Raw genomic sequence first — 22,367 nt, forward strand, 5'->3', positions numbered from 1 at the left:
GATGTCATGAGGTCACCACGGGCCGAGGCACGCAATGGCGCGGTGCCGAACAGCCCGGCGATGTCATTCGCGGCGGAGACAGCAGAGGCAGCAGGAGAGGCAGGCAGACGCACATGATGAAGATGTTCCACCTCGGTTGGTTCATGAACTTCACGCCGCCGGACTGGCAGTCCGAGTGGGCCTCCCCGGACGTGAAGGACTGGGCCGACGGCACGTTCCACATCGACATGGCCCGGTCGATGGAGCGGGCCTGCTTCGACTTCATGATGATCGAGGACACCGTCATGGTGGCCGACGCGTACGGCGGCACGATGGAGGGGTCGCTCAAGAACGCCGTCTTCGCGCCCAAGCAGGACCCGGTCCCGCTCGCTGTTCTTGTTGCTGCCAACACGTCCAGGATGGGCGTGGTGGCGACGATGTCGACATCGTTCTACCCGCCGTACCTGCTGGCCCGCGCCTGCTCCACCGTCGACTCGATCGCCCGAGGCCGGTTCGGCTGGAACATCGTCTCCTCTGCCGAGGACCGCGCTGCCCAGAACTTCGGTCTCGATGGTCTTCCCGAGCACGACGAGCGCTACAACGTCGCCGAGGAGTACTTCGACGTGGTCAACCAGCTGTGGGACTCCTGGGAGCCCGACGCGGTCGTCATGGACCGGGAGACCCACACCTACGCCGACCACCGCAAGGTCCGCACCATCGACTTCGACGGCAAGTACTTCAAGTCCCGCGGCCCCCTCAACACCGTGCCCTCACCCCAACACCGCCCCGCGTTCTTCCAAGCAGGAGCCTCCCCCCGGGGGCGTGCGTTCGCCGCCGGTGCCGCCGACGCAATCATCGCGGTCGGCACCGGCATCGAAGGCATGAAGGAATACCGCGACGACATCCGCGCCCGCGCCGAAGCAGCCGGCCGCAACCCCGACGAGATCAAGCTCCTCTTCGTCGTCTCCCCCACCATCGCCGCCACCGAAGCCGAAGCGATCGCCGCTCATCAACGCTTCGGCGAGTCGGACCGGTTCGTGGAGAAGGCACTCGTGGGCATCTCGTCCAACACCGAGATCGACTTCAAGCAGTTCGACCTGGACGAGCCGCTCCCCGAGGGCCTGACCACCAACGGCGAACGCGGATCCCTCCAGCACTTCATGCGGGGCGACGGCACCCCCGGCCCCAAGACCCTGCGTCAGCTCGCGATCGCAGCGAGCTCGTTCGGCCTGGAGTTCATTGGGACTCCCGGACAGGTCGCCGACCAGATGCAAACCGTGATGGAGCAGGTCGGCGGCGACGGCTTCCTCATCCACCGCAGGGGACTGACGCGCCGGTACATCACCGAGATCTGCGACGGCCTCGTCCCCGAGCTCCAACGACGTGGGCTGACCCGCACCGAGTACACCGAGGACACGCTGCGCGACACGCTCCGCGAGTTCTGAACCCACTGCAGACATCCCAGGACTTCCGAGAGAACACCGCGCCACGACCGAGTAGGAGACATCATGCCGAAGAAGTTCCACATGGGTTGGTTCATGAACTTCATCCCGCCGGACTGGGACAGCGAGTGGGCTTCCCCGGACGTGAAGGACTGGGCCAACGGCACGTTCTACGTCGACATGGCCCGGTCGATGGAGCGGGCCCGCTTCGACCTGATCATGATCGAGGACACCGTCATGGTGGCCGACGCATACGGCGGCACCATGGAAGGAGCGTTGAAGCACTCGGCGTTCGCGCCCAAGCAGGACCCGGTCCCGCTGGCCGTTCTTGTTGCTGCCAACACGTCCAGGATGGGCGTGGTGGCGACGATGTCGACATCGTTCTACCCGCCGTACCTGCTGGCCCGCGCCTGCTCCACCGTCGACTCGATCGCCCAAGGCCGGTTCGGCTGGAACATCGTCTCCTCTGCCGAGGACCGCGCTGCCCAGAACTTCGGTCTCGATGGTCTTCCCGAGCACGACGAGCGCTACAACGTCGCCGAGGAGTACTTCGACGTGGTCAACCAGCTGTGGGACTCCTGGGAAGCCGACGCGGTCGTCATGGACCGGGAGACCCACACCTACGCCGACCACCGCAAGGTCCGCACCATCGACTTCGACGGCAAGTACTTCAAGTCCCGCGGCCCCCTCAACACCGTGCCCTCACCCCAACACCGTCCAGCGTTCCTCCAGGCAGGAGCCTCGCCTCGCGGCCGTGCCTTCGCCGCCGGCGCCGCCGACGCGATCATCGCGGTCGGCACCGGCATCGAAGGCATGAAGGAATACCGCGACGACATCCGCGCCCGCGCCGAAGCAGCCGGCCGCAACCCCGACGAGATCAAGCTCCTCTTCGTCGTTTCCCCCACCATCGCCGCCACCGAAGCCGAAGCCCGCGCCGAGGTCGAACGGGTTCTCAACCACCCGTCGTACATCGAGAAGTCACTGGTGAACATCTCGTCCAACACCGAGATCGACTTCAAGCAGTTCGATCTGGACGAGCCGCTCCCCGAGGGCCTGACCACCAACGGCGAACGTGGATCCCTGGAGTACTTCATGCGGGGCGACGGGACCCCCGGCCCCAAGACCCTGCGCGAGTTGGTGCTGCACCGCGCCAAGCGGGGTCTGGAGCTGGTGGGCACTCCGGAGCAGGTCGCCAAGAAGATGGGCGAGGCGATGGAGGAGGTCGGCGGTGACGGTTTCCTGATCAGCAAGCCCGGCTGGGACCTGTCCCGCAACTACATCAACGCCATCTGTGACGGCCTGATGCCCGCGCTGCAGCGCCTCGGGTACACGCGCACCGAGTACACCCAGTCCACCCTGCGCGAGACCCTCCGTGAGTTCTGATCGAGGCGGGCGTTGACCACGCCACACACGTCCCGCAGCCGGCGTTGACTGTGCCGGCGTGCGCAGCCGACAGCGCGCTTGCCCGGTTCCGGGAGTCGGCCGGGCATTCGCTGACGATGATCCTGGTCGGGTTCGTCATGGCCATGACCGCGCCGATCGAGCTGCTCTACGCGATCAAGCTGGGACTCGGCCCGGTCCTCGTCACAGTCTTCATCGTGAGCTCCGCGGCCGGGCTGATCCTGGTCGATGTCCTGGGAACCCGGGTCGTCACCCGGATCGACGCTCGTTCAACGGCCGTGGTCGGGATGGTGCTCTTCGCGGTCAGCGAGGCCTGCTACGGGCTGGCTGACCGCGCGCCGGAGCTGATCGCCGCCCGGGTCGTCCAGGGCACAGCCAGCGCGGTGGTAGCCGGCGCGGCGCTGCAGGTGACGGTCCGGATGCGCGCTCGCCCGCACCGCGCCCTCGGCTCGAACGCGAGCCTGCAGATGCTCGGCGGTTCCGTCGGCGCCCCGGTCGGCGGCATCCTGGCCACACAGCTCGCGGGGGTCGATGGCTACCGGCTCGCCTTCGCACTCTGCTGCGGAGCGGGCCTGGCGGCGGGCGCGCTGGTGGTCCTGCTGCTACCGCGCCTGCCGGCCCCGGACGAGCTCGGCAGACCCCGTATCGGTCTGCCCCGACTCGGGGTCCGCCGAGCAGTCCGCGTCGCACTCGCGCTGGGGCTCTTCGGCAACTACCTGCGCAGTGGGATCGAAAACACCGCTTTCCCGCTGATCGGGGACGCAGCGGGTCTCACCGCCGCCGGCATCGGAATCTCCCTGGGCGTGCTCTCCATGGTGGAGATCGTGGTTCTCGGCACCTCGGGCACGCTGTTCGAGAAGGTCCCCCCTGCTCGAGCGCTCGTGTGGGCGTTCGGGCTCGGTGTCATCGCCCTGGGCGCGCTTCTGGCCGCACATTCGCTCGGTGGTTTCCTCGCAGCGGCTGTGCTGTTCGGACTCGTCGACGGAGTCGCTCTGGCAGCACCACCGGTGCTGGTCGTCGCCACCAGCCCGGACCCGTCGATCGCCGTGGCCACCTACCGGATCGCCTGCGGGGTGGGCTCGTTCAGCGGCTCGGGCAGCGTCAGCATGCTCTTCGGGGTGCTGGGGGCGACGGGGTGCGTGGTCGGCGGAGGGCTCGTCCTGCTGTGCGCGGCAGTGCTGGCCGGATCGAGTCCCCTGCGTGAAACGCGCGCGATACGCGCGCAATGAACCAGCAACGTGATTGCACTGTCAATGCCACCACCGAGAGGTGCACTTGTTCCCGATGGATCCCATCAGGAGCCCGTGACCGCAGGGTCGAGGACGAGCAGGATGAGGAGGAGTCATGGCCATTGCTGAGCCCTACGTCGCCAAAGATCTGGTCCCGGTCGGGACCAGATTCGGTCAAGGCCTCAGACAGTATTTCCACGGCACGCCGGTGGCCGGCTGGGTCGCCTTCGCCGCGCTGGCGGCGATGTTCTTCATCGCGATCTTCGCGGAAGCCATCGCGCCCTACGACCCCCTGGTGCCGGCCGGGGCACCGATGTCCGCGCCCGGATCCGGCTTTCTTCTCGGGACCGACACGGTGGGACGTGACGTGCTCAGTCGCGTTCTCGTCGGCATGTCCACGAGCTGGTGGGGCGCCCTGGCGGTCGTCGCCTCCGGTGTCGTCTTCGGTGGGCTGGTCGGTCTCGTCGCCGGGGCTGTCGGCGGCATCGTCGACAACATCCTGATGCGGATCACCGACGTGTTCCTGGCGCTGCCCGGGCCGATCCTGGCGGTCGCGGTGGTCGCGGCCCTCGGCCCGTCCTACTTCCACACCCTCGTCGGCATCTCGATCGTGTGGTGGCCGTTGTACACGCGCATCATCCGCGCCGAGGTACGCAAGCTGCGGGCCTCTCCCCACATGGAGGCGGCCAGGATCTCGGGGGCCGGACCGGTCCGCCGGCTCACCAGACACCTGCTGCCCGGAGCCATCCCGGTCACCATCGTCACTGCGAGCCTGGACGTGTCAGCGCTGGTGTTGATGCTCTCGAGCCTCTCGTTCCTCGGTCTGGGTGCGCCACAACCCGCGCCGGAACTGGGGGCCATGAGTGCCCAAGGCATGACCAACATCTTCAGTGCGTGGTGGATCCCCGTGTTCCCTGCTGCAGCCGTCGCCCTGATCGCCATTGTGAGCAACTTCGCCGGCGACGCACTCAGGGACCGCATCCGTGACCGCTGACCGGACAGGCCAACGTGAGGTGACATCATGCTGATGACCTTGGGGCGTCGGTTGCTTGGAGCGCTTCCCGTCCTGATCGCACTGGTCCTGCTGGTCTTCGTCCTGCAGAAGGTGGCGCCGGTCGACCCCGTCGTGGCCCTGGTCGGGGAGAAGGCACCGCCGGAGGTGTACGAAGCCGCCCGCCGGCAACTGGGACTCGACAAGCCGGTGCCGGTGCAGTTCTTCCATTACCTGGGGAATGCAGTGCAGGGTGACCTCGGGACCTCGACGGTGACGCGCTCGCTCGTCGCGTCGGACATCGTGAAGTTCCTGCCGGTCACGCTGGAGCTCGTGTTCATGGCACTCGTGCTGATCGCCGTGATCGGGTTCTTCCTGGGGCTGGCCACGGCGCAGCGGTGGCGCGGATCGGGGGTGCTGCGGGTGGTGATGATCTCTGGCGCGTCGGTGCCCGTGTTCCTGGCCTGCCTGATCGCGATGCTGGTCTTCTACCGCTGGCTCGACCTTCTGCCGGTCACCGGCCAGACATCGGCGTACGACGCGCCGTCGGGCCCCACCGGCTTCCTCCTGGTGGACAGCCTGGTAGCGGGTCGGCCGGGCCTGTTCCTCGACGGCCTGACACATCTCATCCTCCCGGCGTTGTGCATCGCGATCGCACCTGCGGTGGCCGTTGGTCGCGTCCTGAGAAGCAGCCTGGAGGGCACCCTCCGAGCGGAGTACACCCGTACCGCCAGGGCCAAGGGCCTGAGCGGGAATCAGATCCTCATCAAGCACGCACTCCGCAACGCCCTCGGCCCGGTGCTCGCATTGATGGGACTGCAGCTCGCCGGGATGATCGGGAACTGCATCCTGGTCGAGGCGATCTTTGCCAGACCCGGGATCGGCCTGTACATCTCACAGTCGATCGGCAAGGGAGACTTCAACACCATCGCCGGAATCACGCTGGTCGTCGGCCTCCTCTACGTGGTGGCCAACATCGTCGTCGACGTCCTCCAAGCCGCAGCAGATCCGCGGATCGCCGTCTGAGGCGCAATCGGCCGGCAACGCATGAGAAGGGGCGCGGAAATCCGCGCCCCTTCTCATGTGCCCATGACCACTCCACCCGACATCCGCGATGCAGACTCCCTCGAGCCCGACGTGGAGGTGGCCACCCAGTACCGTCCGGTGTACACGCGCGGGACCCTCCAACTGCTGGCACCCGTGCTCGACCGGCGGGAGCGCTTGCGTATCTGGCTCGGCGTCGGATGCGCCGTCGTCGCGATGGGCCTGATGGGCCTCATCCCGCTGATCCAGCAGGTCGTTCTCGACGACACGATCCTCTCCGAGAGGCGTTCCCGAGCCGGCTGGATCGTGCTCCTGCTCGTCGCCGGACTCACCGGTTTCGTGGCGAACTACCTGCGCCGCACGATCGGCGGGAGAGCCGCCGTGCGCGTCCAGCGGGACCTCCAGATCAAGTTGCACCGGCACATGCAGTACCTGGACGCCTCGCGACGCGACGAGCTGCGCGTCGGGGACGTGATGTCCCGGGCGACATCGGACCTCACGCTGATCCAGATGTTCCTCCAGCAGATGGGCCTGGCGTACGGCAACATCACCTTGCTCATCGTGTCGCTGGCCGTGATGGTCTACCTCTCCCCCCTGCTGGCAGCAGTGATGCTGGTGGCCGTACCCGTGTTCCTCGGTGTGGCCATGAGGTTCCGTAGCCGGTCGTTCCCCGCGAGCTGGATGGACCAGCGGTTCCAGGGCAGCGTGGCCGGGGTCGTGGAGGAGGCGGTCACCGGAGTCCGGGTCGTCAAGGCTTTCGGCCAGGAGGAGCAGGAGCAGGCGTCGCTCAACGACGAGGCGCGCAAGCTTTTCCAGTCCCGGCTCCGCACCGCGAGGATCAACGCGGTGTTCGGCGCCGGCCTGGACGCCATCCCCGGTCTCACCCAGCTGGCCATCCTCGGCTTCGGGGGCTGGCTTGTCATGGAGGACCAGGTCTCACTCGGCGTGTTCCTCGCCTTCTCCAGCTACGTCCTGCAACTGGTTGCCCCGGTGCGCTTCCTGTCCGGCCTGATGGCCACCAGCCAGCAGGCGCGAGCCGGCGCCCAGCGGGTCGTCGAGCTGCTGTCGACGCAATCACGCGTGCAGGAGCGTCCCCACGCTGTCCGGCTGGAGAACCCCGCAGGCCTCCTCGAACTCGACCATGTCGACTTCCGTTACCCCGGTGGCGACTTGGTGTTGCACGACATCTCGGTGCGGGTGAACCCGGGGGAGCGGATCGCCATCGTGGGGGCCTCGGGTTCGGGGAAGTCAACCCTGGCCCACCTCATCGCCCGGTTCCACGACCCCACGTCGGGAGTGGTGCGCATCGACGGCCGCGACATCCGCGAGTACAGCCTGACCTCGCTGCGTGCCGCGGTCGGGATGGTGTTCGAGGAAGGCTTCCTCTTCTCGACGACGATCCGCGACAACATCGCGTTCGGCAGGCCGACGGCCACCACCGACGAGGTGGAGCACGCGGCGGTGGCAGCCCATGCGCACGGCTTCATCGCCGGGCTCCCCGACGGCTACGACACCGTCGTGGGCGAACGCGGCTTCACCCTGTCCGGCGGGCAACGGCAACGACTCGCACTCGCCCGAGCGGCGCTGACCAACCCCCAGGTGCTGATCCTTGACGACGCCACGTCGGCCATCGACGCGCGGACGGAGCACGCCATCCACCGCTTGCTGGGGGAGGTCCTCGCCCATCGGACGACCGTGCTGATCGCCCACCGGCACTCGACCCTTCTTCTGGCGGATCGGGTCATCGTGCTCGACCACGGCCGGATCGTCGACGTCGGGACCACCGAAGAGCTGCTCGAGAGATCCCGGCTCTTCCGTGAGCTCCTGACCGGACCCGACGCGGACTTCGAGGCAGGGCCTGAGGAACCGGTCACCGAGCTGGACCCCGCCGCCTGGCCGGAGGACGTGTCACGGCTGGGCGCGCCCAAGATCAGCAGCCACACCAGCGAAGCCGCCACGCGGGCGGCGTCCGGCTCGCACGGCCCCGGCATGAGTGGCGACACCTCGACCCTCGCCGGTTTGGCCACGGTGTCGCCCACGCTGCTCCAGGCCGTGGAACGCCTTCCCGAGCTGCGCGGCGAGCCCGACATCGACCTCGCAGAGGCAGTCGCGCCACACGACCAGTTCTCCATCGGGAGCGTCTTCCGGTCCTTCACCAAGCCGCTGTTGCTGGTCTCGGTCATGGTGGTCGTCGACGCCGTGTCGTGGATCGCGACGCCCGTGCTGATCAAGTTCGGCATCGACCACGGCGTCCTCCAGCAATCCCGACAGGCGCTGGCCTGGGTCTGTGTTGTCCTCCTGGCCATCCAAGGCGTCATCTGGGTCAACAGCAGGGTGATGATCTACTCCGCCCAGCGCACGGCCGAGCGCATGCTGTTCGGGCTGCGGGTGCGTACGCTCGCGCACCTTCAACGACTCTCGCTCAACTACTACGAGCAGCACATGGCCGGCACGATCATGACCCGGATGACCTCCGACGTCGAGGCCTTCGCCCAGCTGTTGCAGCAGGGACTGCTGACCGCGATGGTGAGTCTGCTGTCGTGCGCCGGTATCGCCGTTGCCCTCGTCATCTTCGACGTCCAGCTCGCCCTCGCCGTCTCGGCGGTGCTGCCGATCCTGGTGGTCACGACACTGTGGTTCCGCTCCGCTTCGGGGAAGACATACCTGACCGCGCGCCACCGGGTGTCGGTGCTCTACGCCAACATGCAGGAGAGCCTCGCCGGCGTCGCGGTCAGCCAGGCCTACTGCCGGCAGCAGGCGAACGGAGCGCGGTTCGCGACGCTTGCCGACTCCTACTGCGAGGCCCGGATTCGCTCGGCCGAGCTGATCGCCCGGTTCTTCCCGCTGCTCCAGCTGCTGAGCACCGTCGCCAAGGCCATCGCGCTCGCGGTCGGCGCCCCGCGTGTCATCGAGGGTGACCTGTCCTACGGGCTGCTGATTGCGTTTCTGCTCTACCTCGACCAGTTCTTCACGCCGATCCAGCAGCTGTCCCTCGTCTTCGACCAATGGCTACAGGCGAAGGTCGCGGTCGTCCAGCTGCGAGAGCTCCTGCAGACGCCGACGGGCACCCCGCTCGCCGAGGACCCCGTCGTCCCGGGGCGCCTGTCCGGCAGGATCTCCCTGGACCACGTGACGTTCGCCTACGAGAGCACAGGCCTGGTCGCGATGGACGACGTGAGCCTCGAGATCCCGCCCGGGCAGGTCGTCGCTCTGGTCGGCACCACCGGTGCAGGCAAGTCGACCCTGGTCAAGCTGGTGGCCCGGTTCTACGACGCCTCCGCGGGCACCGTGAGCCTCGACGGCATCCCGATCAAGCAGCTCGACCTGGCGGCCTACCGCCACCAACTCGGGTTCGTCCCCCAGGAACCCTTCCTCTTCTCGGGGACGATCCGTTCCAACATTGCCTACGGGAAACCCGAGGCGCCCGACCTTCTCGTGGAGCGGGCCGCGCGCGCAGTGGGGGCACACGCCTTCATCGCCGAGCTGCCGCTCGGCTACCACACCCCGGTGAGCGAGCAGGGCCGGTCTCTGTCGGCCGGCCAACGCCAGCTGTTGAGCCTGGCGCGGGCACTCCTCGTCGACCCCGCGATCCTGCTGCTCGACGAGGCGACGGCCAACCTGGACCTCGCCACCGAGGCACGTGTCCAGCGAGCGATGGGACTGGCCGCGAGGGGACGTACGACGCTGCTGATCGCGCATCGGCTCCAGACGGCACGAGCCTCCCAGCGCATCCTGGTCGTGGACAACGGGCTCATCGCCGAGGACGGCTCCCACGACGAGCTCCTCAAGCTGGGAGGCCACTATGCGGCGCTGTGGGCGGCGATGGTGACGAGTGCCGCCCACAGCCACGAGTGAAAGGCTGGTCACGACGCCCGGTCGGGCCAGGCCGCAACGGTCGGCGGGCTGCCGGGGGGTGAGGTCGTGGGCTGTCCTCCGGCAGGCTGATCGGCGTGTGTCAGGTCGATCGGACGGCGTGGGTCTGGAAGGCGATCAGGTCGCTCCGCAGCCGGAACTGCGACAGCGCCCTGGGCTGGCCCTGCTCGTCCTCCAGGACGTCCTCCAAGAAGAGCATGGGCGCTCCGACCTCCACACCCACCAACCACGCGGACTGCTCGTCGGCTGCGATCGCACCGATCGTCGTCGACTTGCTTCCGCGGATCCTGACGTCAAAGTGCTTCTCCAGGAACAAGATCGCGTCCGGTTCGTCGACAACGACGCCTCGGGACTCCTCGGGGCTCAGCGCGACGTAGCTCACCGAGATGCCCAGCACCATCTCGTGCTGGAGGAGGAGCGATTCCATCATGAGCACGGTCCAGTCCCCCACGAGCTGCAGTCGCTCACGCACCAGGCCCGGGCAACCCAGGGTCTGGTACTCCAGGGCACGGAGCTGGGTGTGGATGGCCCTCTCGCCGCCGAACGCCTCGACGGGGGCGATGTGGTTGATCCGCAAGGTCGTCACGCGGGCAGAGCGCGTCCCCCGCTTCGGGCTGCGCGTGACCAGACCGTCCTTGGCCAGGAGCTGCAGGACCGCGCGCACCGTGTTGCGGCTCGCCGACAGGGCGCCGGTCAGCTCCGCCTCGACCAGGTACTGGCCCTCGCAGCTGCTCTGGAGGGAGGAACGTAGGAGGTCGTAGGCCCTGCGCATCGAGTTGTTCAGCCGGTCCGGAGTCTGGCGCTGCCGTTGGTACAGCGTCTCCGGGCGCACCGGCCCGACAGGGTGGGTCGTCACCGCCGACCGTCACGGTTCTGCGGCGTGACGAGGCAACAGATCATCTGCACGAGGAAACCCCCTTCGAAGCGGCGGCCATCCAGCCTGATCATGGAAGCACGGGAGTGTTGCCTCAATCGTCCTCAGATGCGACGTACATATTGCGCCATCGGTTGGCCTCGGGACAGCAGGTCGCCCCTCAGGGCTGGTCGGCAATGCCGTCGGAGACTCGCGGGCGGGCGTTCGAATTCAGCCAGAGCCGGGCGTCGGCGATGTCCTGGTGCATCTGCTTCACCAGCGCCTCGACGTCGGAGAAGCGGCGCTGCGGTCGAATCCTGTGGTCGAGACAGACCCGCAGCCACTGACCGTAGAGGTCGCCGGAGAAGTCCAACAGGTGTGCTTCGAGGAGGCGGATCCCGTCGCGACCGTAGAAGGTGGCCCTCCGGCCGACCGACACGGCTGCGCCGTACGTGTTGCCGTCGGGCAGCTGCACGAGCCCAGCCCATACACCGTCGCTCGCGCTCTCGTCGCCGAGCACGATGTTGGCTGTGGGGAAGCCGAGCTCGCGGCCCCGCCGGTCGCCATGCTCGACCCGTCCCTCGATGAGCCCCACCTGCCTGGGCGCTGATCTGTCCGAATATCGACGGAGCCTCAGTCGCGCAGCAAACGGCACGCGGAGGACGGTGCTGGTCAAGGTCGAGTCCATCTTGTCTGCTCCTGCCGCACGGCGTGAACGGGTGGGTCAAGGACTAGTGCGACGGATCCCCATTGCGGGCGAACCAGCCGGCGGTGACGTCTGGATTACGCCGTTGCGGTGCTGCGATGCGCATCCCTGCCGGCGCGCCTGCGGACGTCGACAAAGGGCCACGGCGTGCACTCCTCTCCTCCCCCCGGATCCCCCCGAAGCGCCAAGGCCAGCGCAAAGGACGCGCAACCAGAGAGTGACCCCAGAGCAACAGCGGCGCGCTTGACTCCCCGGCATGAAGTTCCGAAGCACTAGGTATCGGCGCTGGAACGGCCCTCGGCGTAAGACGCCCCGCGACCATCGCGTCATCGCATCGGACCGAGACACCCGCCGCACCCGGCTGTTGGTTGATGCCGCCCAGCAGGCCGGCGCCACCGAGCTCAACCACGAGTGGCTGGCCGACCGAACGGGGGTCCCCCTCGGCTACCTCGTCTGGCGGTATCCGACCGCCGCCGACCTGCGCGCCCTCAGGTCGCTGTCCACGTGAGCCGCGCTCCGGTCCGGGAGCCCGGCGAATCGACGGGCCGGCACAAACGCATCTGGGCTGCGCGGACCGCATGGCCGCACTGTTCGCAGACCCGCGAGCAGGGGATGCACCGGCCGGTCCTGTTGGAGTACACGGTCCTTGCTGCAGGCCGGACATGGCGCCTTCGCTGCCTGCTCCCGCATCCGGCGCCAGCAGCGGCAGCAGCGCTGGCGGTCGCGATCGCCGACCGGTGCCCCGCAGGTGACGCAGCACGGTCGCCTCGGCCTCGCGGCCTTCGCCCACTTGGACGCATGGGACTTCCTCGTGCGGTTCAGTGATGTCCCCAGAGCCGCCGCCGCGCCGCACCCAAGTCCTTCTCGCCCGCGGCCCGTTCACGACCGCGGACGAAACCGGGCTGCCGCGCGATCACCGCATCGACGTGCTGGTCACCAAGGACAGCGGCGGTGCCGCCACGGCACCCAAACTCACCGCCTCTCCACCTGATGCGGCTCTTCGGGCTCAGCGACGGCGCCGCCATGCCCTACCTCACCACCGCGCACCCCGAGCGCACCGGCAAGCTGCCCCGATGATGGGACTTCCCAACAGTCCATGGGTTCGTGAATTCATCGTTCCGCGGCTGCATCTGTACGCCCATGGGAGACCCTCCTGGGCCGACGTACCGCCGTACGCGGCGCATCACCGCTTCGCGAGGGGGGTGTCCGTCCACGGCGGACGACAAAAGGCAAAGGCAAGGAGGTTACCCACTCCTTGCCACTCTCAACGTATAGCGCACCGGGGGGCTTGTGGCAAGACCCGGGTCGTGCCGCAGAATCGTCGGCCGAAGCCAGATCCTGCGGAAATGGAGTCTTCGTGATTGACGTGATCATTGCCGGCGGCGGACCGACCGGCTTGATGCTGGCCGGCGAGTTGCGGCTGGCCGGCGTGCACGTGGTCGTGCTGGAGAAGTTGACCGAGCGGTCCGAGCAGTCCCGCGGGCAGGGCCTGCACGCGCGCAGCGTCGAGATGATGGAGCAGCGCGGCCTGCTGGACCGGTTCCTCGCGGTCAGTGAGAAGTTCCAGGTCGGCGGTCTCTTCGGCGGCATCGTCAAGCCGTGGCCGGACCGGTTGGACACGGCGCACCCGTACGGCGTCGCCACCCCGCAGCCGGTCACCGAGCGGCTGCTCAACGAGCGCGCCGTCGAACTCGGTGCCGAGATCCGGCGCGGCTGCGAAGTTGTCGGACTGAGCCAGGACGAGGACGGGGTGACCGTCGAGCTTGCCAGTGGGGGCACCTCCGGCAATGGGGGCGTAGCCGCCGGGGGAGGGGGAGGCACGCACCTGCGCTCGCGCTACCTCGTCGGGTGCGACGGCGGCCGCAGTGCGGTGCGCAAGCTGCTCGGCGTCGGTTTCCCCGGCGAGCCCGCCAAGGTCGAGACGCTGCTGGGTGAAATGGAGGTGACCGAGGATCCGGCGACGATTGCCGCCGTCGTCGAGGAAGTCCGCAAGACCCAACTGCGGTTCGGCGTCGCCCCCAATGAGGACGGGGTGTGCCGCGTTGTCGTCCCCGCCGACGGGGTGGCCGAGGACCGTGCGACCGCGCCGACCCTCGAGGAGTTCAAGCAGCAGTTGCGGGCGTTCGCCGGCACCGACTTCGGCGTGCACTCGCCGCGCTGGCTGTCCCGGTTCGGCGACGCCACCCGGCAGGCCGAGCGCTACCGGGTCGGCCGGGTGCTGCTGGCCGGCGACGCGGCGCACATCCACCCGCCGACCGGCGGGCAGGGGCTCAACCTCGGCGTCCAGGACGCGTTCAACCTCGGCTGGAAGCTGGCCGCCGCGGTCAACGGCTGGGCACCGGAAGGGCTGCTGGACAGCTACCACGCCGAACGGCACCCGGTGGGCGCCGGCGTGCTGGACAACACCCGCGCGCAGATCACGCTGCTGGGGACCGATCCGGGTGCGACCGCGCTGCGGGAGTTGTTCTCGAAGCTGATGGACTTCGAGGAGGTGAACCGCTACGTGACCGAGATGATCACCGCGGTCGACGTCCGCTACGACTTCGGCGAGGGCCATGAACTGCTCGGCCGGCGGATGCGGGACGTGGAGCTGAAGCGGGGGCGCCTCTACGAGCTGATGCATGGCGGCCGCGGGCTGCTGCTCGACCAGACCGGCCGGCTCTCGGTGGAGGGCTGGGCGGATCGGGTCGACCACGTCGTCGACGTCAGCGAGGACCTGGACGTGCCCGCGGTACTGCTGCGGCCGGACGGCCACGTGGCATGGGTAGGTGAAGATCAGCAGGATCTCCTCGGCCGGCTCACACAGTGGTTCGGCGCTGCCGCCGGCTGAGCGACCTCCGGGTCGCCGAGCCCCTCGTCCGCACCGAAACCGGGAGCCGTCGACGACTCCCGGCGGCGGTGACGAGCACTTCGCCTGGTGCACCTCGGTGCTCAACGACTTCGCCGTCGCCGACGCTCTGGAGCGCTGAAGAACCGACCGCGCCCGGCAGGTCCGTATCAGGTCCGCATATCGTCAGATGCCCGCCCGGACCAAGGTGGCCGCCACGGCGAGAGACAGCATGGAGACTGCGGCCACTTCCAGGACGAGCGAGCAGAGGAGCAGCCGTGCAGCGGAGCGGTTCGCGCCGCGCAGGCTGTCGAGCAGGTCCAGCCGGGCACTGTGCGATGCCGAGAAAGGATCGGGACCGGGGTTGTCCCAGGCTTCCCGCAACCATCGCGTACTCAGGGTGGAGTGGCGGCGCGGGATGTTCACGCTCAGTGCTGTGACGGCGGCGGCGACGAACAGGGCGAGTGCGGCGATGGTCAGGGCCGCAACGGATGCAGGCACGTGGCCTTTGGAGTCCCGGCCGCTGACCGAGGCGGCTCCCAGGGCGAGCGCGACCAGCACACCGCTGCTGCTCACCACCGCATTGCCGCGCTGGATGAGTGATTCCTTGATCTTGCGTTCCTCGCTGAGCTGATCCTCCAGCAGTGCGACGAGGACCTGCCTGCCGTTGCTTTCCGGCGTTGCCATCAACCCGCCTTCCGCGGCCGGTCAGGCGCGGCTCATGGTCATCGGACGTGTCCGGCCTTCGCGGCGTTTCAGGTAGGTGAATGACCAGTCGTGGAGAGAGCGTGGGGGGTTCAGAGGCTGTGTCTCCAGAGGGTCCAACAGATCCTGCCCCACACGGAGTACGGCGTCCGAGAGACTCAACTCGTCCACCAGCTGTCTCAACGGTGTTATCTCGTCGCTGAGTTCGGCCAGCCTGGCGCGCAGTCGCGGAATCTCCTCGAGGCCCGCCGGCCGGGTGATCGCTGGGCGGCCTTCGCCGGGAGGTCCGTTGTCGAGTTTGGAAATGACGCGTCGCAGACGTCTGCGAATACCACTCCGAATGTTCTGCCGGTCCAGTTCCGACTCCGGGGGCAGTACGTCGATCACCTGGCGCAGCTTCTCGGCGAGGCCCCGATCCGATTCCCCGGTGTCCCTGATGGCGGCGAGCCGGCCGCGGCAGTCCGCGATCAGATCGGGGGCCAGGTGCTCCACAGCGCCAAGGTGCCGCCCGAGGGCATCGATCTGCACGGGCCATTCGATGGGCACGTAGCTGACGGCGTTCTGGTAGCGCACTCGGTCCTGCGTCAGCCTGCTCAGTCTCCAGTCGACTGTTCTCTGCTCCCAAAGAAGCTCGGCGAGTTGGGCTGGCGCGGGGCCCATGTGCACGATGAGCTGCCTGAACAGGCGGTAGACCGAAAGGGATTCCTCCACGGCGAGAAGCGTGCCGTGCCGCTCCCGCATGCTCAGCACGAGAAGGCAGGGCAGGAGTGACTCGTGGATTCCGAAGAATGCCGCCGCGCTGGTGGTCGCCCGTGTCCACCCCCTTTCGTGTACGTCGCTGGAGTGCGGTCTGCTCCCTGCCGCTTGACCGAATTCGCCATACGCGTCCCCCTGCTCCAGGGATCTCCAGAACGCGGTTTCGAAGGTCGCGTCGTCCCGTAACGAGGGCAGGTTCAGCGTCATGCCCGCGACGCCCGCGGCCTGCGGCCTCCAAGGGTGCTGGACACCGCCGCCCGTAAGCGGCCCATCGTGGTCCGGAGGCGCTATGGGGCACAGCACCGCCAGCGACGCACCGGTCACATCGTGCACGCTCGTCCAGTCATGGTTGAGCTCGTCGTGCTGGGTGCGGGCGTCGGCCGTGCGGGCCAGCAACAGCACGGTACCCAGGTAGCCGCTCGTAGCGGAGGCGGACAGCAGGTGTCTGAGGAACGCGTTGACCGGTAACGGAGTGACCAGCACCGAGCCTCCTGACTGCGAGATGGGGAGCAGCGCCGTCGGTGTGCTCCCACCGCAGCAGTGTCGGGGAGAGGAGGTGGTCGGCGCGGGTGGTGACCGGTTCTGGTGGAAGTCTTTCGTCTTCGGACCTCGTGCCGGCCCGACAGGATCGACGCCGCCGTCAGTCGGGGCCGGCTTGCCTGTTCCGGACATGGCCGAGCTCGATCGGTGTTGAGGGCAGGATGCCGGGAGTTGTCTACGGCGCATAGGCCAGCACATACGTACCAACTCCGCCGGCCAGGCAGGCGGTGCCGGGTGGCCGGTTCGACGGCATCTTGACAGGCAGCGGCCCACCAGTAGTTGGCCGACCTCTGTGCCTGGCCCGGCCGGCGCGCCCGTTCCCGACGGACGCTTCACAGGGCGCCCCTCAGCATGGCGCTGAGCGTGGGTGCGATCCGGAAACCCGCCACAAAATGGGCGCTGACTGCGAGGGGCCATTACGGCGTTTGCGGTGTGGAGCTGTGGCCAATTAGAGTTACAGACCGTGCTGAAGGCGCTGCGTAGTGCGAACGAGAAGCGTCCGAGCCTCTAGAGTTCCGTCATGGACCTGGGCATGGCGCTCACCCTGATTGGCACTCTCACGGGCGTAGCGAGCGTGCTGGTGGCGGTGGTGCAGATGCGGCAATCGCCAACTCCGGCGCTCGAGGGGGAATCCGGCCGAGTTCATGGGAACGGCACCGACGAGGACCGACGGATACCGGCTTCGGACGATTCCCCTCCCCGAAACGTCACCCCTGTCCGACCCGCAAGCACACTCTGTGCCCCAACCGGCCGACTTGGGGAAGTGCATGGCCGGGAGGAGCTACTGGCCCGGCTGAACCACCGGCTCTCCGCGCCCGATGGCCGGTTTCAGGTGTTGGCCGGCCTCGGAGGTACGGGAAAGACAACAGTTGCCCTTGCGCTGGCCGATCGTGCGGAGGGTCAAGGGGCCAGAGTGTGGTGGGTATCGGCCACGGAGAAGGCATCCCTGATGGGCTCGCTCCTCGGACTGGCCGTCGCATTGGGTGCTTCTCCGAACCACGTGGAGGAAGCACGAGCAGGGGCTCGCGATCCGGCCGATGTTCTCTGGGAACGTCTGGAGGCGGAGAGCGGGTGGCTCCTCGTCTTCGACAACGCGGACGACATGGACGTCATCGCGCTCGGGGACACTGCCGTGGGCGACGGCAGCGGATGGATTCGTCCGACTCGTGCCGGGCTGATCGTCGTGACGAGCCGGGTTGTGGAGCGAAGGGTCTGGGGTCGGCACGCCGATGTTCACCCACTGGGATGCCTGGATGCCGCAACCGGTGCCCGCGTGCTTCTCGACCTGGTGCCGTGGGCCGGCACAGCGGCGGAAGCAGGTGCGTTGTCACAACGCCTTGGGGGCCTGCCCCTCGGTTTGCGTCAGGCGGGAGTGTATTTGGGTTCGCCGTTTGCCGCCGAGCGCTCTTTCACCTCGTACCTGGAAGGACTCAACGATCGCTTTCCGGCCCTGCTCAGCGCGGGTAGTGAGCCCCGATCGGAGGTGACCCAAACGTGGGAAGTGTCCCTGGACGCCTTGGCGGCCCAGGGCAGAGCGCAAGCCCGCCGGCTTCTCAGGGTGCTGTCATGCTTCGCCCCCTCGGTGGAAATCGGGTCTCCGCTGATGGACCTGAACACGCTGAGCGAGTGTCTCGGCAGGCCTGGCACGGCCGAAGTCCGGGCGGGGCTCGAGGCGTTGCTCTCAGTGGGCTTGCTCGAGTGGGGAGCAACCCCCAACCGCCGGGCAGACGCCGGAGTTGTGGTGCACCCACTCGTCGCAGCAGCCAGCCGCCAGCACCTGACCGTCCAGGTCGCCTCGGCGGCAGCCTCGTTGATCCGCAGTGCCACCGACCGTCTGCGACACGACAACCCGGAAGATTGGTCGGTCTGGCTGAGTGTCTTCCCTCACGTGCGGTCTCTGCTCACCTTGAGCCCCGCGGTACTGGACGACGATGGACTCGCCACCATCGCGTGGGCTGTCGTACAGACGTGTTCTGCATTGCGGTGGAGCGGTGCCTGGGCCGCTCCGGAGGAGCTTGCGAGGTCAGCACTCCACCAGGCGGAACAACTCGGCCCGGATCACGAGGCGGTCCTCGCCCTCCGGTACCAGCGGGCCATCTCCGCCGTCTATCAAGGGCGCTACGGGGAGGCGGAGTCCGAGCTCCAGGACATTCTGAGGGCCCAGCTCTGCTCACTCGGCCCGGATCACCCGGCCACGTTGACCACACGGCACGAGGCCGCTCACGTTCTGGTGGAACAGAGCCGCCTGGCGGAAGCGGAGGCCGCCTGCCGCGCCGTACTGCGGGATCAGCTCAGAGTGCTGGGGCCCGACCATCCCGAAACGCTCGCCACGCGGCACTGGCTGCTGCGTGCTGTCGGCGAACAAGGGCGTCCCGCAGAGGCAGAGGCCGGCTACCGCGAGGTTCTGGAGACTCGGATCCGGGTCCTCGGCCCTGAGCATCCCTATACCTTGATGACCTACAACAACCTGGGTCTGCAGATTGCTCACCAGGGCCGCTTCGCCGAAGCGGAGGCCGTGTTCAGTGAACTTGTCGACACCCGGGTGCGCGTCTTCGGCCCTCAGCACCCGTACACGTTGCAGGCGCGCTCCAATCGAGCCTGGGTAGTGACATGCCTTGGGCGATACGCGGAAGCGGAAGGCGAGCTCCGCAGCGTCCTGGACATCGAGCGACGGGTACTCAGCCCGGACCATACGAACGCACTCGACGCCCGCTGCGAACTTGCTCAGGCGATTGCGGGGCAAGGCCGCTATGAAGAGGCCGAATCGGAACTGCGTGAGGTCATCGAAGCGGAGATCCGGGTCCTTGGGCCCGATCACCACCTCACGGGGGACGCCCGGTACGAGCTCGCCTTGACGCTTGTCCGGCTGGGCCGGCATCAGGAAGCAGCGGAGGAGCTCCGATCACTTCTTGCCGTGCGGACGCGAACGCTGGGAACCGGTCACCCGAGGACCGTGGCCACGAGAGAGTCCTTGTCCTCCCTGGATTTACGGGATGTCTAGGTGACCGAGGCTTGTAGCCGCTGGATGTGTAGAGGGAGATGGCCTCCCGCAGTTTGGTGCCCGCCTCCGGAACCATCCGGATGCGGCCCGCGGCACAGGCGTCGTCCTGCCCGGGCTCCGGGTGCTGGGAACGCCCCGTCCACCGCTGGTCAGGAGCTGCCTGACCGGGTGAATGTCTGCTATTTCCCGGTTCTGGTGAACCGTCGCGTGCCAGACTGATGCAGGGGGGAAGCGGCACCTGAGACGCGGGGCGTCGCGTCTGTTCCCGGAGCGCCGCGTGCAATGTGCTCGGGAGGACCGCCGAAACATCCGCACTGGCCCGGTTGCTCCGTGACGCGGCATCAGGGCGTGGCAGTGCGTTGTTCGTCGTAGGAGAGCCGGGGCTGGGACGGACCACCCTGCTGCGCAGAATTCTCACCCTCGACGACACCCTGCGGTCGGTGTCCCTCGCGGGTACCGCCGCCGAATCGGGACTGCGCTACGCGGGCCTGCACCAGGTCGTCCAGGCGCACCGCTGCTATCTGCCACAGCTCCGCGCACCCCAGCGCGATCTCCTCGGCCACCTCCTGGCCACCGGGCACGACCGGCCCGGTGACAGCGGTCTTGCGGTCGGCGCCGCGGCCCTCGGTCTGCTCGGCGCCGCGGCCGCCCGGCGTCCTCTGCTGCTCGCGATCGACGATGCGCATCTGCTGGACGCCCCGTCCATGGAGGTGCTGCTCTTCGTGGCCCGGCGCATCGCGGGCGAGCCGATCGCCATGCTCCTCACCGCGGAACACCGCAACTCCGCCGCCACGTCCGCAATCCGCCCGGCCCTCACCGGCGTACCGGAGCTGCGACTGGGACCGCTGGACCCGGCCGACGCGCGGATCCTGCTCCAGCGGTCCGCCCCGTACCCGCTCCGGCGTTACGTCGCCGAGCGGCTGCTCGCCGTCGCGGAGGGCAATCCGCTCGCGCTCACCGAACTGCCGGCGGTCCTCACACCGGGCCAGTGTGCGGGAAACCTGCCTCTGGAGGACCCGCTCACCCCCGGTGAGCGGCTGCGCGACTCCCATCTGCCGACGCTTGCCCGGCTCCCTGACACTGCCCGCGCCGCCCTGCTGGTGCCCGCCGCGGCCGGCGACGGCCGCAGCGCCGACGTACAGCGCGCACTGGCGCTGCTCGGTCATGAGCCCGACGCGCTGCTGCGCGCCGAAGAGGACGGCGTTCTCGAACTGCGCCGGGGGCGGCTGGTCTTCGCCGACCGGCGGCTGCGTCTGGTCGCCTACCACGACGCCCGTACGTCGCGGCGGCGCGCCGTCCACCGGGTGCTCGCGCAGGTCCTGCACGGCACGGCCGCGGCACGCCACCTGGCCGCCGCGCACATCGGCCCGAGCCCTGCCGTGGCGCAGGCCATTGAGGCGGCGGCGAGCGCTGCCGCGGAGGCGGACCCGGACGCGTGCGCCGAACTGTACGAGCGCGCCGCGGGTTTCGCCGACGATGACGACGACGCGGCCCGGCTGCTGGGACTGGCAGCGGGCTGCCGGCAGCGGGCCGGCGCTGCGGAACAGGTACCGGTGCTGCTGGGAAAGGCCATGGCGCTCGCCCGCGAGCCGGCGCTGCGCCGGGAGCTGGGCGTCATCCGGGCACGCCAGCGCGGTGCGACCGGGCACCCGCGGACTGCGCACCGGGTGCTGCGCGATGCGGCCGGGCGGCTGGCGGGGGAGCCCTCCCGGGCGGCAGAACTGCTGCTGGAAGCGGCCGATTCCGCGGTCCGCGCGGCGGACAGCCGTGCCGCGCTGGGCAGTGCGTGGCAGGCGTACCGGCTCACACGACTGTGCGGCGGGGACCTGGCGGAGGCCGCGGCTGTCCATCTCGCGCAGGTCCTGGCCCTGCGCGGAGAACGCGCGCAGGCAGGCGAACTGCTGCTGGCGCAGACGGCGGGCGAGGCGGCGGGGACGCTGGTGGGGCGGGCGGAAGTACTGGGCTGGCTGGAGGAGTACGAGGCGGCCTGCGTGCTGCTGGACCGGGTACTGGGGGAGCAGCCCGGCGCCGAGCGAGGGGCGTACGAGGTGCGGCGGGCGGCCGCGCTCGGCTGCCGGGCCTGGATCCGGCTGTGGACCGGTGACTGGCACGGCGCCCGCTCCGACGCGATGGAAGCGGTCGCGTGCGCGGAACGGCGGCTGGAGACCGCTTCGCTGGCCCAGGGGCTGGTGGCACTGGGGCGGCTCGAGGCCGCGCAGGGCCGGCTCACGGAGTGCGGAGCGGTGCTGGCCCGCGCCGCCGGAGTGGCGCGGGCGCACGGCCTCGAACTCGTCATGGGCCAGGTCGCGGTGGCCGAGGGCCTGTTGGCGCTCGGCGCGGGCAAGTACGAGGAGGCAGTGGCAGGTTACGAGCGGGCCGGCGCCCTGGCGCGGAGCGCGGGCATCGAGGACCCGTCGGTGGCCCCGTGGGCGGCGAACCTGATCGAGGCCTATGTACGCAGCGGGCGGATCGGGGAAGCGGTGCGCGAGCACGCCCGCTTCGACGCCGAAATGCGGCGCTCGGGCCCCTCCTGGGCGCTCGCGGTGAGCGCCCGCTGCCGGGCCCTGCTGCTGGAGGCCGACGGTCACGGTACGCCCGGTGCCGTCGAGGCGGCCTTCCACGAGGCACTGGAATGGCATGCGCGCGGCGCCGTCGTCTTCGAGCGTGCGCGGACCGTGTTCTGCCACGGGCAGTGGCTGCGTCGTACCGGACGCATCCCGGAGGCGCGCGACGCACTGGAGGAGGCGTTGTCGGTTTTCCGCGCGCTCGGCGCCGTCCCGTGGGAGGAGGCGGTCCGCAGCGAACTCCGCGCGGCGGGCGCCCGCCCGGCACGGACCTGCGGGCAGCTCACCGAGCAGGAGAGCCGCATCGCCGCGCTGGTGGCGGGCGGCGCCACCAACAAGGAGACGGCGGCGGCGCTTTTCCTCAGCCCGAAGACGGTGGAGTTCCATCTCGGCAATGTGTACCGGAAGTTAGGGGTGCGGTCGCGCAGTGAACTGGCGCGGCGGGGGCTTTGAGGT

At 68.8% G+C, this 22,367-nt stretch carries 15 protein-coding genes and 1 pseudogene; 12 read left to right on the plus strand and 4 right to left on the minus strand.

Annotated elements, in window-relative coordinates:
- Positions 1–113 precede the first annotated feature (113 nt).
- The 6 genes from OG966_RS38440 (at position 114) to OG966_RS38465 (ending at position 9,941) form a co-directional block, all read left to right on the plus strand.
- Positions 114–1,424 carry an NtaA/DmoA family FMN-dependent monooxygenase gene (locus OG966_RS38440; protein WP_326654753.1) on the plus strand — a complete coding sequence of 437 codons (1,311 nt, stop codon included), beginning with the start codon at positions 114–116 and terminating at the stop codon, positions 1,422–1,424.
- A gap of 63 nt (positions 1,425–1,487) precedes the next feature.
- Positions 1,488–2,804, plus strand: a complete 1,317-nt coding sequence (locus tag OG966_RS38445) for an NtaA/DmoA family FMN-dependent monooxygenase (RefSeq protein ID WP_326654754.1) — start codon at positions 1,488–1,490, stop codon at positions 2,802–2,804.
- Positions 2,805–2,854: 50 nt separating this feature from the next.
- A complete protein-coding gene (locus OG966_RS38450) occupies positions 2,855–4,051 on the plus strand; it encodes an MFS transporter (protein WP_326654755.1) in 1,197 nt (398 codons plus the stop codon).
- A 115-nt stretch (positions 4,052–4,166) separates the two neighbouring features.
- The gene (locus tag OG966_RS38455) at positions 4,167–5,045 is read left to right on the plus strand and encodes an ABC transporter permease (RefSeq protein ID WP_326654756.1); all 879 of its coding nucleotides are present in this window, start codon (positions 4,167–4,169) and stop codon (positions 5,043–5,045) included.
- A gap of 27 nt (positions 5,046–5,072) precedes the next feature.
- Positions 5,073–6,068, plus strand: a complete 996-nt coding sequence (locus OG966_RS38460; RefSeq protein WP_326654757.1) for an ABC transporter permease — start codon at positions 5,073–5,075, stop codon at positions 6,066–6,068.
- 63 nt (positions 6,069–6,131) lie between these two features.
- The gene (locus OG966_RS38465) at positions 6,132–9,941 is read left to right on the plus strand and encodes an ABC transporter ATP-binding protein (protein WP_326654758.1); all 3,810 of its coding nucleotides are present in this window, start codon (positions 6,132–6,134) and stop codon (positions 9,939–9,941) included.
- Positions 9,942–10,041: 100 nt separating this feature from the next.
- On the opposite strand, the gene OG966_RS38470 is transcribed toward OG966_RS38465, so the two are convergent.
- Both OG966_RS38470 and OG966_RS38475 read right to left on the minus strand, forming a co-directional pair.
- Positions 10,042–10,815, minus strand: a complete 774-nt coding sequence (locus OG966_RS38470) for a GntR family transcriptional regulator (RefSeq protein WP_326654759.1) — start codon at positions 10,813–10,815, stop codon at positions 10,042–10,044.
- 178 nt (positions 10,816–10,993) lie between these two features.
- Positions 10,994–11,407, minus strand: a complete 414-nt coding sequence (locus OG966_RS38475; protein ID WP_326654760.1) for a riboflavin kinase — start codon at positions 11,405–11,407, stop codon at positions 10,994–10,996.
- 367 nt (positions 11,408–11,774) lie between these two features.
- Between OG966_RS38475 and OG966_RS38480 the strand changes: the two genes are divergently transcribed.
- From OG966_RS38480 to rox, 4 genes and pseudogenes are all read left to right on the plus strand, one after another.
- Positions 11,775–12,026, plus strand: a complete 252-nt coding sequence (locus OG966_RS38480; RefSeq protein WP_326654761.1) for a hypothetical protein — start codon at positions 11,775–11,777, stop codon at positions 12,024–12,026.
- A 316-nt stretch (positions 12,027–12,342) separates the two neighbouring features.
- Positions 12,343–12,441 (plus strand): annotated as a pseudogene (locus OG966_RS41045) (cobalt-precorrin-6A reductase); the annotation flags it as partial.
- Between the two features lie 28 nt (positions 12,442–12,469).
- The gene (locus tag OG966_RS38490; RefSeq protein WP_326655590.1) at positions 12,470–12,595 is read left to right on the plus strand and encodes a hypothetical protein; all 126 of its coding nucleotides are present in this window, start codon (positions 12,470–12,472) and stop codon (positions 12,593–12,595) included.
- A gap of 280 nt (positions 12,596–12,875) precedes the next feature.
- Positions 12,876–14,348: a rifampin monooxygenase gene (gene rox / locus OG966_RS38495; protein ID WP_326654762.1), complete on the plus strand. Its 1,473-nt coding sequence runs from the start codon at positions 12,876–12,878 to the stop codon at positions 14,346–14,348.
- Between the two features lie 183 nt (positions 14,349–14,531).
- Here the strand turns inward: rox and OG966_RS38500 are convergent, their stop codons facing one another.
- The gene (locus OG966_RS38500; RefSeq protein WP_326654763.1) at positions 14,532–15,032 is read right to left on the minus strand and encodes a hypothetical protein; all 501 of its coding nucleotides are present in this window, start codon (positions 15,030–15,032) and stop codon (positions 14,532–14,534) included.
- Between the two features lie 21 nt (positions 15,033–15,053).
- The gene (locus tag OG966_RS38505) at positions 15,054–16,289 is read right to left on the minus strand and encodes a hypothetical protein (RefSeq protein WP_326654764.1); all 1,236 of its coding nucleotides are present in this window, start codon (positions 16,287–16,289) and stop codon (positions 15,054–15,056) included.
- Between the two features lie 577 nt (positions 16,290–16,866).
- On the opposite strand from OG966_RS38505, the gene OG966_RS38510 reads away from it, so the two are divergent.
- Together OG966_RS38510 and OG966_RS38520 are read left to right on the plus strand one after the other, a co-directional pair.
- Complete coding sequence (locus OG966_RS38510) at positions 16,867–19,347, plus strand: tetratricopeptide repeat protein (RefSeq protein ID WP_326654765.1); 2,481 nt, start codon at positions 16,867–16,869, stop codon at positions 19,345–19,347.
- 284 nt (positions 19,348–19,631) lie between these two features.
- Complete coding sequence (locus tag OG966_RS38520) at positions 19,632–22,364, plus strand: helix-turn-helix transcriptional regulator (protein ID WP_326654766.1); 2,733 nt, start codon at positions 19,632–19,634, stop codon at positions 22,362–22,364.
- The last annotated feature ends 3 nt before the right edge of the window (positions 22,365–22,367 follow it).

Origin of the sequence: Streptomyces sp. NBC_01750 (assembly GCF_035918095.1) — a bacterium.
Lineage (GTDB): Bacteria > Actinomycetota > Actinomycetes > Streptomycetales > Streptomycetaceae > Streptomyces.

Coding starts and splice junctions, on each gene's coding strand:
- OG966_RS38440 (WP_326654753.1), top strand. CDS start 114: ATGATGAAGATGTTCCACCTCGGTTGGTTCATGAACTTCACGCCGCCG.
- OG966_RS38445 (WP_326654754.1), top strand. CDS start 1,488: ATGCCGAAGAAGTTCCACATGGGTTGGTTCATGAACTTCATCCCGCCG.
- OG966_RS38455 (WP_326654756.1), top strand. CDS start 4,167: ATGGCCATTGCTGAGCCCTACGTCGCCAAAGATCTGGTCCCGGTCGGG.
- OG966_RS38460 (WP_326654757.1), top strand. CDS start 5,073: ATGCTGATGACCTTGGGGCGTCGGTTGCTTGGAGCGCTTCCCGTCCTG.
- OG966_RS38465 (WP_326654758.1), top strand. CDS start 6,132: ATGACCACTCCACCCGACATCCGCGATGCAGACTCCCTCGAGCCCGAC.
- OG966_RS38480 (WP_326654761.1), top strand. CDS start 11,775: ATGAAGTTCCGAAGCACTAGGTATCGGCGCTGGAACGGCCCTCGGCGT.
- OG966_RS38500 (WP_326654763.1), bottom strand. CDS start 15,032: ATGGCAACGCCGGAAAGCAACGGCAGGCAGGTCCTCGTCGCACTGCTG.
- OG966_RS38510 (WP_326654765.1), top strand. CDS start 16,867: ATGGACCTGGGCATGGCGCTCACCCTGATTGGCACTCTCACGGGCGTA.